Raw genomic sequence first — 12,207 nt, 5'->3', positions numbered from 1 at the left:
TTCACACAGCCTGGGACGCGCGAATGATCGACTGCCCGGTGAAATGCGATCCGGTGAACGCCACCTTGTCGACATCGGGATGCGCCGCAAGCGCTGCGCCCGCGGTCTCGCCATACCCCGGCACGACGTTGACCACGCCGGGCGGCACGCCCGCTTCCATCGCCAGTTCACCGAGCCGCAGCGATGTCAGCGGCGCTTCTTCTGCCGGCTTCAGCACAACGGTGCAGCCGGTGGCCAGCGCCGGACCGATTTTCCAGATGCTGGCGCCGAGTGGGCCGTTCCATGGAATGATGGCGCCGACCACACCGATCGGCTCTTTCAGGGTGTAGGAGAAGATCTCGCCCGGCAGCGAATTCTCGATGGTTTCACCATGGATCGAGGTGGCCTGGCCGGCATAGAACCGCAGCATGCCCAGCACGCGCTGCCTGGTGCCGCGGGTGCGGCTGATCGGGGCGCCCATGTCCAGGGTGTCGAGCGAACTCAATTCATCGAAATGTTTTTCGACGAGGTCGGCGAATTTGAGCAGCAGGTTCTGGCGCTCATACGGCTTGACCTTGCTCCAGGGACCTTCGAAAGCGCGGCGCGCCGCTGCGACCGCGGCATTGATGTCCTTCTCGTCGCCTTCGGCAACGGTGGCCAGCAGCTCGCCGGTGGCGGGATTGCGTGTCTCGAAGGTCTTTCCGGAGGCGGCGTCCAGCCACTTGCCGTCGATCAGCATCTTCTTGAGACCACCGTCGGCATAAGGATGACGATTGATGGAAATCGGTTGAGCTTGAGCCATGGTGAAACCTTTTGTTTCCGATTTTTCGATTTTCTGGTTATTCCCCGGCGACGTTATATCGTCTCAGATATATCGAATCCATTGACGGGTACGCGGGGATGCCATCCGAGCCGCGACCTGAGAGGATGGCTGGCCCGGCAGCTTACGCAGGATTCATGACGGGATCGCGGCGCGCGCCGTCAGATCAAATTTGCGTAAGACAGAAACCCGATGATGTCGCCGGCCTGGACCCGCGTGACGTCTTCGCCGAGCTCGACGAGGCCATCGGTCTCGACCAGCGACGACAGAAGCCCGGCGCCTTCGCGCGGAAACTTGACCGCTTCCAGGGCGCCATCGTCGCCGTGGCGCAGGTACACCCGCACATACTCGCGGCGTGCGATTTTTTTCTTGTAACTGAAGGCCGCGCGCACCGGCATCGGCACCGGCTTGCGCCACACAGTGCCTGAGAGAGCTGCAATGGCCGGATGGACCACATGGACGAAGGTGACGAAGCTTGCCACCGGATTGCCCGGCAGGCCGATCAGCGCTGTGCCGTCGATCACGCCCATGGCAACCGGCCGCCCCGGCTTGATTGCCATGCGCCAGAGCACGAGTTTGCCGACGCTCTCCAGCCCCGCCTTGACGTGATCCTCCTCACCGGTGGAGACGCCGCCGGAGGTCAGAATCAGATCGTGTCCGACTGCCGCTTGCCTCAGCGCATCGGCCAGCACCACACGATCGTCGCGCAAAATGCCGAGATCACTGACCTCGCACCCCAGCCGTTTCAACAGCGCCGCCAGCATGACGCGATTGGAATCGTAGAGCTGCGCCGCTCCCCGCGTGTCTCCCGGCGAGACCACCTCGTCACCGGTGGAAAACAGCGCAACGCGGACACGCCGGCGCACCGCGATGGCGGTAAGGCCGAAGGCGGCGATAACAGCAACATCCTGCGGACGCAGCCGCCTGGCCGCCTTCAAGGCCACCTGCCCCGTCGCGATATCTTCCCCGGCAGGACGCACATTGGCCCCGGGCTTGAGCCCGGGCGGCAGCACCACATGCCCCTGTGGATCAAGCCGCACGTCTTCCTGCATGAACACGGTGTCGGCGCCATCAGGCATCGGCGCACCCGTGAAGATGCGCACTGCGCGACCACGCGCGACCTCTTCGCCGGCAACACCAGCCTGCACCCGTCCGGCGACAGGAAACACCCGCTCAGCTGTGGCCGGTAGATCGCCGCTCGCCAGCGCGTAACCGTCGACGGCGGAATTGGTATATGGCGGCAGCGGCAGCGGCGCCACGAGATCGGCGGCAAGCGTGCGTCCATCGGCGTCAGCCAGTGCCACCGTTTCGATGTCAGTGACGGGATCTATGCGGGAGGTGATGATCGCAACAGCTTCGTCGACCGACATCATCGGTCCACCGAAGGCAAAACAATCATCGGAGAGCTGGGCCATGAGGTGACTTTATCGCTCGCTGCTCAATCCGGCCAGCACATCCGCGATCGGCATTGCCAATCGCTCGATCAGGGTTGCAATAGCAACGATGTCGTCGAGATGGACCACCGGCAGCGTGGTCTCGACGGAGACGTCGGCCGCAATCCCTGCAATTCCCGGATCATCGGGAAACAGAAAGCTTTTGCCGTTGGCCGTGCGAAATACCTCGATCTTGCGATGCGGCACGGCCTTGAAGCCTTCGACGATGACCAGATCCGCCTGCGACATCTTGCCCAGCAGTTGCGCCAGCGGCGGCTCGTCGTCGCCGCGCAGCTCATGCATCAGCGCCCAGCGACGGCCGGAGGAGATCAGCACTTCGCTTGCGCCCGACTGCCGATGCAGCCAAGAATCCTTGCCCGGCACGTCGACGTCGAAATTGTGATGTGCGTGCTTGATGGTCGAAACCCGCAGGCCCTGCGCCACAAAATGCGGAATCAGGCGCGTCAGCAATGTCGTCTTGCCCGCTCCGCTCCAGCCCGCCAGTCCGATCACTTTCATACGCTTACCTGCTTCTTCCCACACACCGCGCATGCTCCTTTTGCGCCATTGCGCGGTGAAATACGATTGCAAAACGCCCCGGCTGGGTTATCTCAATCAGCATGGCTGATCACCCCCTCACACCCGGTGTCATTCTCGCAGGTGGCCTGGCGCGGCGCATGGGCGGCGGCGACAAGCCGATGCGCACCATCGGCGGCCGCACCATTCTCGATCGCGTGATCGAGCGGCTCAAGCCGCAGTGCGACGGACTGGTGCTCAACGCCAATGGCGATCCCAAGCGCTTCGCGGCGTTTACGTTGCCGGTGGCCGCCGACAGCGTCGAAGGCTCTGCCGGGCCGCTTGCCGGCATTCTTGCCGGGCTCGACTGGGTGGCGGCGAACCGTCCCGGCATCACTTGGGTGCTGAGCACGGCCGGCGACTGTCCGTTCCTGCCGCGCGATCTGGTGGCGCGGCTGCATCGCGCGCGGATCACGGAGAACGCCCAGCTCGCGGTCGCGGCCTCCGGCGGCCAGACCCATCATGCCGTTGGATTGTGGAATGTGTCGCTGCGTGGTGACCTCCGGCGCGCGCTGGTGGTGGACGACTGTCGCGCCATCCATCGCTTCACCGCACGCTACAAGCTCGCGACCGTCGACTGGATCAATGCGCCGATCGATCCGTTCTTCAATGCCAATACGGTCGAGGATCTCACCGAGGCTGAACGGCTGGCGGCCCGTCACAAGAGCTGATGGTATGGGCTTCATGCCGGAGTGAAGCCGGCTGCGGTCAACGCGTTGCGGCTTTGCTCCGAGCTCAATGCTTCGAGAAACGCCCGCACCGACGCACGATCCTTGCGCGCCGTAACCAGCGCGAAATCATAATGCTCTTCTGCCAATGCAATGAAGCCGAGGCCCGCGGCCTGCGCCACCGGCGCAATGGTCATGCCCCAGTCAGCGCGATGCTGCGCCACTGCGGCCGCCACCGCGTTGTGCGACCGCGGTTGATTCCAGTAGCCATCGGGACGCGCGCCGCCGAGCAGGCGATCGATCAAAATACGCGTGCCGGCGCCCTGGTTGCGGTTGACCATCAGGCATGAAACATCGGCGAGCGCAATTTTGACCGCCTCCTGCGGCGTGCGGCCTTCGAACCGTGTGTCGCCTTTGCGAAACACCACGCCCTGCATGCGGCGCCAACCCGGCACCAGTTCGAGGCCCGGCACCAGATATGCGGTGTTGTAACTGTCGGACGCTTCATCGAACAAATGGATCGGCGCGAGATCGCATTCGCCACGCCGCGCCGCGGACAAGCCGCCGAGACTGCCGACCGCGATCGAGCGCACCAGCAGGCCTGCGCGCGCCAACGGCGCCGTTACCAGATCGAGCCCGGTGCAGTGGCTGCCGACAATGACCAGATCCGGCACGCGGACATGAGGCGTAAACAGCGTCACCTGCGCCTGCGTCTCCGCGGGCATCTGGTCGGCCAGCGCATCGATCTTCAGGAAGCCGTCAGCCTGGGCAAACGAGGTGATGGCGCCCGAGCCCTTGCCGGTGGGATACGCGATCAGGCCATCGTCGCCTTGTACCAGCGACACCATAACAAATTCGGTGCGACCGAGTTCGGAGGCGATGCGCACCGGCACCCTTGCCGTCACCTGGGCGTCGGGGCGCGGCGGCAGGCCGGCCATCCGACGCAGCACCGGCACGATCATGTCGTGAAAGGTGAACATGGCGGAGGTCGGAAATCCCGGCAGCACGATCACCGGCTTGCCGTCGCACACCGCAAGGCACAGCGGCTTGCCCGGCTTCAGCGCCACGCCATGGGCAACGATGCCCGGCTGTCCGAGACGCGCGATGATGCGATGGGAGACATCGCCCTCGCCTTTGGAGGTGCCGCCGGACAGAATCACCATGTCTGAGGTCGCGAGCGCATGGCGCAGCACGGCCTCCAGCTTGGCCTCGTCGTCGGGGAACGCACCGAGGAAGATCGCATCACCACCGTTCTCGATCACCGCCGCGGTGACAATGGCGCCGTTGGTGTCATAGATCGCGGCCGGACGCAGCGGTTCACCCGGCTGCACCAATTCGTCGCCGGTGGACAGCACCGCCACGCGTGGTTTGCGCACCACCGGCACTTGCGCGATGCCGCAGGCCGCCAGCATGCCGATCTCGCGCGAGCCGATCAGCGTGCCGGCACGCAGCAGCACCTCGCGCTGCGCAATATCGGAGCCGGCATAGGAGACGAATTGCCCCGGCGAGGCGGCGCGGCGGATCTCGATGGCGGAGACGCCCGCGGGCTGGGTGTGCTCCACCATGATCACGGCATCGGCGCCGCGCGGCACTGGACCGCCGGTCGCGATCGATGTCGCGGTGCCGGAGGTGACCGGCAGCCCCGGCGCAGTGCCGCAGGCGATGGTCTCGTCATTCAGCTTTGCCGACACGACGGACGCTTCACCCGCCGGCGCGGTATCCGCTGCGCGCACGGCAAAGCCATCGACATTGGAGCGGTCGAACGGCGGCACGTCGATTGGCGCGGCGATGTCCTGCGACAGCGGCAAACCGAGCGCCGCCGCAAGCGGGCGCAATTCGCTCGCCGGCTGATTCTGATGCGACGCTGGAAATAGCGCCGCCTCGAAACGTACCAGCGCCTCCTCGCGCGACAGCACGGCCAGAAACTGATCCTGATCCAGCGCCCTGCGCCCGGACAACGGTGGTGTCGTATTTCCAGACATGCTCACAAACTCTCCCGCAGGGGATAAACCCCGACCGGGCTTCCCGTTGCATGTCCCTCGCTCGCGGACGCTACCGTGAGCCATGCATCGGCCTGGGACAGCGCACTCAGCGGCAGGTCGCCGATCGCCAGCGGCAACCAGCCGGCGTCGACATCTTTGACCAGCACGACATCCGTGACGCCGACCTGCGACGCGATTTTTTGCACCAGTGGTTTGACGATCTGGCGTCGTGGCGCGCGGCCGCTCAGCCGATCCAGTACCGGCAGCGCCAGGGTCCACCACACCGCCAGGGCCTGATCCGGCGCACCGGGCATCGCAATCACCGGCATCGCGCCGATCCGGCCCACCGCCGCGGTGCGGCCGGGCTGCAGCGCCAGGCCGTGCAGCAGCCGGGCGCCGGTCGCGAGTGCCGCCACGGCGGCATCGTGACGGCCGGCACCGGTGCCACCGATGGTGATCAGGAGATCGCAGTCGGCCCCGCCGATGGCCTTGGCAACCGACGCCGTATCGCGGCCGGCGGCCACGGTGCGATCGATCTGCGCGCCAACGGCCCGCACTTGTGCGGCGATCATGCCAATGGTCGTCGCATTGCCACCAGCCGCGGGCACATCGATCAGGCGAACGCGCGGGCGACGGACAGCGACGTCTTGCAATCCGAGCTTGCGCGCGATCATGTCGTCGGTCACGCCGATGCGGCGCCCCTCGGCAATGACCACGGCGCCGGCGGCGAAATCCTCCCCCGCGCGGCGCACGCCGGCACCGGGGATCGCCTCGCCGAGCACCTGAAACAGCGGGCCCGCGCGCTCGACCGCACTCGCATCCAGCACACAGTCACACCCCTGCGGTAGAGTGTCACCGGCTTCGACCCAGGCAGGCGCGACCGCCAGCGGCACCGGCGCATAGGATGAGGCCCCCGCGAGGTCGATCGACGTCAGGGCCCAGCCGTCGAGCACAGCAATGCTCCGCGCCGGCAGCGCCGTCTTCAGCGGCGGCATCGGCGCCGCAATACAACCGATGGCGTCGGTAACAGCCAATTCAATCGGCGCGACCGGCGCAAGCCCCTCGAGCAGCAGGGCCAGCGCAGTCTCGTGCCCGGTCAGCGCGATTGCGGGGTTTTGAGTCATGCCGGATGGTGGACCATATGCCATTGGACTTGCAACGGGGGGCGGATTTCCGTGTCAGATTCCTTGGACGCAAGCGGGAAATCCGTTCGCCAATCCGCCCAATATGTTAGTCTGAGGGAACGACCAGACTCGCGCCCGACCGTGGAGACAGCTATGGCCTATCCAAGACCGGTTCAATGCACGACGTTGTGGGCGACAATTCGTCACGAGGCGAGCGCCGTGGCGGTCGACGAGCCGGTGTTCGCCGCCTGGATGCATGAGGCGATCCTCAATCACGACAATCTCGCAACAAGCCTGGCACAGCTGATTGCGGTGGCACTGGGCGGCGATAGCGACGACCGCGCCGCGATCCGTCGGCTGGCTACGGAGGCCTATCGCGCCGATCCCGCGCTGACGGACATCGCCGAGCGCGATCTTGCCGCGCCGCTGGCGCGCGATCCCGCCTGCCCCGGGCCGCTGCATGTGCTGCTGCATTTCAAGGGCTATCTCGCGCTGCAGGCGTCCCGCGTGGCGCACCGGCTGTGGCGACAAGGGCGCGTCGATCTGGCGCGCGAGCTGCAGGGCCGTATTTCGCGATCGCTGCATGTCAGCATTCATCCCTCGGTGCAGATCGGCGCCGGCACCTTCATCGACCATGGCACCGGCGTCGCCATCGGCGAAGGTGTCGTGATCGGCGACGAGGTGTCGATGCTGCAGGGCGTGACCATCGGCGGCGACGATCGCAACGCCGCCCCGACAATCGGCCACGGCGTGCTGCTGGCGGCCGGCGCCATCATCCTCGGCCCCGTGAAAATCGGCGATTTCGCCAAGATCGGCGCGGGCTCGCTGGTCACCATGTCGGTGCCATCGGGCTGCACCGCCGTCGGCGTGCCGGCGCGGCTGGTCAATTGCCAGCCCGGTGCGCGGCCTGCGTCGAACATGGACCAGTCGCTGCCGTGAATTGGGATAGACAGACACCCCCCTCTCGTTGCCCAACATTCTGCCTCATCCTGAGGAGCCCGCGCAGCGGGCGTCTCGAAGGATGATTGTTTGGCAAGGCCTCGGCCTCATGGTTCGAGACGCGCTGATGCGCTCCTCACCATGAGGGTTTAGGTCACTCCGCAGCCGTGCGCATCTCGATCCGCTCGCAACGCACCGCGCAGAACTTGAATTCGGGAATCTTGCCGAACGGATCGAGCGCCGGATTGGTGAGCAGGTTCGCTGCCGCCTCCGCATAACAGAACGGCATGAACACCATGTTCTCCGGCACGTCGCGGTCGGAGCGCACCTTGATCTCGACGGCGCCGCGGCGGGTTTCCAGCCGCACGAAATCGCCCGGAGCGATCTTCATCCGCCGCATGTCCTTTGGCGTCATGAAGGCCACCGCCTCCGGCTCGATCTGGTCGAGGACATCGGCACGCCGGGTCATCGAGCCGGTGTGCCAGTGTTCGAGCACACGTCCCGTGGAGAGCACCATCGGGTATTCATGATCCGGCAATTCATCCGGCGGGATGACATGCGCCGGCACGATCTTGCCGCGGCCGCTTTGGGTCGGGAAACCGGTGGTGAAGATGATTTCGTTGCCGGGCTTGCTGGGATCGTCGACCGGATAGGTGACGGCGCCTTCGCGCACCAGCCGCTCCCAGGTGATGTTCTTCAGCGACGGCATCACTTGCGTCATCTCGGTGAAAACGTCGGCCGGGCCGCTGTAATTCCAGTCGAGCCCCATGCGTTGGCCGATCTGCGCGATGATCCAGAGATCCTGTTTCGCGTCGCCCGGCGGCTTGATCACCTGGCGCGCAAGCTGCACCCGGCGATCGGTGTTGGTGAAGGTGCCATCCTTCTCGGCGAAGGCCGAGGCCGGCAGGATCACGTCGGCGTGGAATGCGGTCTCGGTGACGAACAGATCCTGCACCACCAGATGATCGAGCATGGCGAGCGCTCCGCGCGCATGCTGCAGATCGGGGTCCGACATCGCCGGGTTTTCACCCTCGATGTACATGCCGTTGATCTGGCCCGCGTGAATCGCATTCATGATCTCGACCACGGTCAGGCCACGTACCGGATCGAGCTCCTGTTTCCACAGATGCTCGAACGGCTCGCGCAAATCGGTGCGACCGACCGGCTGATAGTCCGGCAGAAACATCGGAATAAGGCCGGCGTCGGAGGCGCCCTGCACGTTGTTCTGGCCGCGCAGCGGATGCAGCCCGGTGCCGGGCCGCCCGATCTGCCCCGTGGTCAGCGCCAGCGCGATGAGACAGCGCGCGTTGTCGGTACCGTGCACATGCTGGCTGATGCCCATGCCCCAGAAGATGATGGAGGCCCGTGACGTCGCGTAAAGCCGCGCCACTTCCTTCAGCGTTTCGGCGGGAATGCCGCAGATCGCTTCCATCTTCTCCGGTGGGAAGTCCTTGATGCGCTCCTTGAGATCATCAAAGCCTTCGGTGTAGCCGGCGATATACTGATCGTCCGTCAGGCCCTCGGTGATGATGGTGTGCAGCATGGCGTTGAGCATCGCCACGTCGCTGCCGGGCTTGAACTGCAGATGGGTGGTGGCATGGCGCGACAGGGTCTGCCGGCGCGGATCCGCCACCACCAGCTTGGCGCCGCGCTTGGCCGCATTCTTGATATAGGTCGCGGCCACCGGATGGTTGATCGTGGGATTGGCGCCGATCACCATGATGAACTCGGCATCCATGGCGGCGGCGAACGGCGCCGACACCGCGCCGGAATTCACGCCTTCCATCAGCGCCGCCACCGACGAGGCGTGGCAGAGACGCGTGCAGTGATCGACATTGTTGGAGCCGAAGCCGGTGCGCACCAGCTTCTGGAACAGATAGGCCTCTTCGTTCGAGCCCTTGGCCGAGCCGAAGCCGGCCAGCGCCTTGACGCCCTTCTCCTCACGGATCTTGACGAGACCCTTGGCGGCGATATCCAGCGCTTCCTCCCACGACGCTTCGCGGAAGTGAGTGAACGGATTGGCCGGATCGACCTGGTCGTTGGCATCCTTCTTCGCGTTCGGCAGCCGCACCAGCGGCTTGGTCAGGCGATGCGGATGATGGATGTAGTCAAAGCCGAAACGGCCCTTGACGCAGAGCCGGTTGTGATTGGCGGGGCCGTCGCGCCCCTCCGCATAGATCACCTTCTCGTCCTTGACCTGATAGGTCACCTGGCAGCCGACGCCGCAGAACGGGCACAGCGAATCGACCTTCTTGTCGGCGTACACCGTACGGGTCTGATGCTCGTCGAGCAGCACTGAGGGCATCAGCGCGCCGGTCGGACAGGCCTGCACGCACTCGCCGCAAGCGACGCAGGTGGACTCTCCCATCGGATCGTCGAAGTCGAACACGATCTTCGATTCATGGCTGCGATAGGCCATGCCGATGACGTCGTTGACCTGCACCTCGCGGCAGGCGCGCACGCACAGACCGCACTGGATGCAGGCATCGAGATTGACGCTCATGGCCGGGTGCGTGGTGTCGCTGGACCAGCGCTCGGCGGCCGGAAAGCGGCTTTCCTCGACGCCGACTTTTTCAGCCCAGTGCCAGAACTTCGAGTCCGGATCGTGCGAGGTGGCGCGCGCCGGCTGGTCCGCGACCAGCAGCTCCATCACCATTTTCTGCGCAGCGACCGCACGGTTGCTCGCCGACTTCACCTTCATGCCGACGCTTGGCGTGCGCTTGCAGGAGGCTGCGAGCACCCGTTCGCCTTCGATTTCGACCATGCAGGCGCGGCAGTTGCCGTCGGCGCGGTAATCTGGCTCCGGCGAATAACAGAGATGCGGGATCTCGGTGCCCAGCCGCTTGGCGACCTGCCAGATCGACTCGCCGGCTGTGGCTTCGACCTGCTGGCCGTCGAGCTCGAAGGTGATGGTCGGAGCTTTTGTCGGAGCCTTGCTCATTCCGCAGCTTCCTTGGGCATGAACTCATCAGGAAAGTATTTGATGACGGATGTCAGCGGGTTCGAAGCGGCCTGGCCGAGCCCGCAGATCGAGGCATCGCGCATCGTCTGGCTCAATTCGTTGAGCAGATCGCGGTTCCAGACCCGCTGTTCCATCAACAGCGCCGCCTTCTGGGTTCCGGCCCGGCAGGGCGTGCACTGGCCGCAGCTCTCGTCCTCGAAGAACTTCATCAGGTTCAGTGCCGCGCCCTTCACGTCGTCCTGATCGGACAGGATGACGACAGCGGCAGAACCGATGAAGCAGCCGTATTTCTCCAGCGTGCCGAAATCGAGCGGAATGTCGTCCATCGATGCCGGCAGGATGCCGCCGGATGCGCCGCCCGGCAGATAGGCGCGGAACGTATGACCGTCTGCCATGCCGCCGCAGAATTCATCGATCAGTTCGCGCACGGTGACGCCGGCTGGCGCGAGCTTCATGCCTGGATTCTTGACGCGGCCCGACACCGAATAGCTGCGCAGCCCATGGCGCTCGTTGCGGCCGTGGGATGTCCACCACGCGCCACCCTTCTCGACGATGTCGCGGACCCACCACAACGTCTCGATGTTGTTGATCAGGGTCGGCAGGCCGAACAGCCCGACCTGGAAGGGATACGGCGGCTTGTGCCGCGGCAGGCCGCGCTTGCCTTCGATGCTTTCCAGCAGCGAGGATTCCTCGCCGCAGATATAGGCGCCGGCGCCGCGACGCATGTGCAGCACCGGGCCGCCGGCAAAATCACTTTGAACTTTCGCGATCTCGGTTTCAAGGATGGCACGCGCCGCCGGATATTCGTCGCGCAGATAGATGTAGACCTCGCCCGCCTCGACCATGTGCGCGCCGATCAGCATGCCCTCGATGAAACGATGCGGATCGGTTTCGAGATAATAACGATCCTTGAAGGTGCCGGGCTCTCCCTCGTCGCCATTGATGGCCATCAGCCGCGGCCCGGGTTCGCCGAGCACCGCACGCCATTTGCGCCCGGTGGGAAAACCGGCGCCGCCAAGCCCGCGCAAGCTCGCATCGTCGAGCACTTTCAGCACGTCATCGCGGCTGAGCGCGCCGGAGCGCAGGCGCTCAAGCAACTTGTAACCGCCATTGGCAATGTAGGCATCGTAGTCGACATAAGCGGGCAGATGCGCATGGGTGTCACCACGCTTCGCTGTCGCAAGCACGCTGTCGACGGTGGCATGGTCGACGAAGTTATGGCCGACCTCGACCGCCGGCGCGGTGTCGCAGCGGCCGACACAGGGCGCGCGCACGACGCGGACCTCGGGACCCGCCGTGTTCTGCAGTTCATGCAGCAACTGCTCGGCGCCGAACATCGCACAGGTGAGTGAATCGCAGACCCGGATGGTGAGCGGCGGAATGGCGCGATCGCCCTCCTTCACCACATCGAAGTGCGCATAGAATGTCGCCGTCTCGAACACCTCGGAGAAGGCGAGCTTCATCTCATCGGCCAGCGCCGCAAGATGCGCCGCGGAGATCTGTTTGTAGGTGTCCTGGATCAGGTGCAGGTGTTCGATCAGCAGATCGCGGCGCCGCGGCCGGTCACCAAGCAGCTCGGCAATCTCATGCCCCGCATCGGGATCGACCTGACGCCCCTTCGGGGTCGCCTTGGCCCGGCGGCGCCCCTCGCCCGGGTGCTCGAACGGACGGACCTTTTGCAGGTCCTTCTGGCTGTGATTGCTGCTCATTAAGAATCGCTCGTT

Annotated in this window: 8 protein-coding genes and 1 pseudogene; 2 read left to right on the top strand and 7 right to left on the bottom strand. The window is 65.1% G+C overall.

The window, feature by feature from the left end; translation table 11 throughout:
* Positions 1-13 precede the first annotated feature (13 nt).
* The 3 genes and pseudogenes from RS897_RS24305 to mobB all read right to left on the bottom strand — a co-directional run.
* Positions 14-781, bottom strand: a pseudogene (locus tag RS897_RS24305) (aldehyde dehydrogenase family protein); the annotation flags it as partial.
* Between the two features lie 179 nt (positions 782-960).
* Positions 961-2,214 carry a molybdopterin molybdotransferase MoeA gene (locus tag RS897_RS24300; protein WP_315831269.1) on the bottom strand — a complete coding sequence of 418 codons (1,254 nt, stop codon included), beginning with the start codon at positions 2,212-2,214 and terminating at the stop codon, positions 961-963.
* Positions 2,215-2,223: 9 nt separating this feature from the next.
* Complete coding sequence (gene mobB / locus RS897_RS24295; RefSeq protein ID WP_315831268.1) at positions 2,224-2,784, bottom strand: molybdopterin-guanine dinucleotide biosynthesis protein B; 561 nt, start codon at positions 2,782-2,784, stop codon at positions 2,224-2,226.
* Between the two features lie 68 nt (positions 2,785-2,852).
* Here mobB and mobA point away from each other — a divergent pair, with 68 nt between their 5' ends.
* The gene (gene mobA / locus RS897_RS24290) at positions 2,853-3,479 is read left to right on the top strand and encodes a molybdenum cofactor guanylyltransferase MobA (protein WP_315831267.1); all 627 of its coding nucleotides are present in this window, start codon (positions 2,853-2,855) and stop codon (positions 3,477-3,479) included.
* Between the two features lie 11 nt (positions 3,480-3,490).
* Here the strand turns inward: mobA and RS897_RS24285 are convergent, their stop codons facing one another.
* Both RS897_RS24285 and RS897_RS24280 read right to left on the bottom strand, forming a co-directional pair.
* Positions 3,491-5,458: a molybdopterin biosynthesis protein gene (locus RS897_RS24285; RefSeq protein WP_315831266.1), complete on the bottom strand. Its 1,968-nt coding sequence runs from the start codon at positions 5,456-5,458 to the stop codon at positions 3,491-3,493.
* 2 nt (positions 5,459-5,460) lie between these two features.
* A complete protein-coding gene (locus RS897_RS24280; protein WP_315831265.1) occupies positions 5,461-6,582 on the bottom strand; it encodes a molybdopterin-binding protein in 1,122 nt (373 codons plus the stop codon).
* A gap of 153 nt (positions 6,583-6,735) precedes the next feature.
* On the opposite strand from RS897_RS24280, the gene RS897_RS24275 reads away from it, so the two are divergent.
* Positions 6,736-7,521, top strand: coding sequence for a serine acetyltransferase domain-containing protein (locus RS897_RS24275; RefSeq protein ID WP_315831264.1), 786 nt, complete (start codon positions 6,736-6,738; stop codon positions 7,519-7,521).
* Between the two features lie 154 nt (positions 7,522-7,675).
* Here RS897_RS24275 and fdhF read toward each other — a convergent pair whose 3' ends face one another.
* On the bottom strand, positions 7,676-10,462 hold the full coding sequence (gene fdhF, locus RS897_RS24270) for a formate dehydrogenase subunit alpha (protein WP_315831263.1): 2,787 nt from the start codon (positions 10,460-10,462) through the stop codon (positions 7,676-7,678).
* Positions 10,459-12,192: an NADH-ubiquinone oxidoreductase-F iron-sulfur binding region domain-containing protein gene (locus tag RS897_RS24265; protein ID WP_315831262.1), complete on the bottom strand. Its 1,734-nt coding sequence runs from the start codon at positions 12,190-12,192 to the stop codon at positions 10,459-10,461. The genes fdhF and RS897_RS24265 overlap by 4 nt, the downstream gene beginning before the upstream one ends.
* Positions 12,193-12,207 lie beyond the last annotated feature (15 nt).

The organism is Bradyrhizobium prioriisuperbiae, from assembly GCF_032397745.1.
Classification (GTDB): Bacteria; Pseudomonadota; Alphaproteobacteria; order Rhizobiales; family Xanthobacteraceae; genus Bradyrhizobium_A; species Bradyrhizobium_A prioriisuperbiae.
This window is presented reverse-complemented; position numbering and strand designations above follow the sequence as displayed.

Coding starts and splice junctions, on each gene's coding strand:
- RS897_RS24275 (WP_315831264.1), top strand. CDS start 6,736: ATGGCCTATCCAAGACCGGTTCAATGCACGACGTTGTGGGCGACAATT.
- RS897_RS24285 (WP_315831266.1), bottom strand. CDS start 5,458: ATGTCTGGAAATACGACACCACCGTTGTCCGGGCGCAGGGCGCTGGAT.
- RS897_RS24265 (WP_315831262.1), bottom strand. CDS start 12,192: ATGAGCAGCAATCACAGCCAGAAGGACCTGCAAAAGGTCCGTCCGTTC.
- fdhF (WP_315831263.1), bottom strand. CDS start 10,462: ATGAGCAAGGCTCCGACAAAAGCTCCGACCATCACCTTCGAGCTCGAC.
- mobA (WP_315831267.1), top strand. CDS start 2,853: ATGGCTGATCACCCCCTCACACCCGGTGTCATTCTCGCAGGTGGCCTG.
- RS897_RS24300 (WP_315831269.1), bottom strand. CDS start 2,214: ATGGCCCAGCTCTCCGATGATTGTTTTGCCTTCGGTGGACCGATGATG.
- RS897_RS24280 (WP_315831265.1), bottom strand. CDS start 6,582: ATGACTCAAAACCCCGCAATCGCGCTGACCGGGCACGAGACTGCGCTG.
- mobB (WP_315831268.1), bottom strand. CDS start 2,784: ATGCGCGGTGTGTGGGAAGAAGCAGGTAAGCGTATGAAAGTGATCGGA.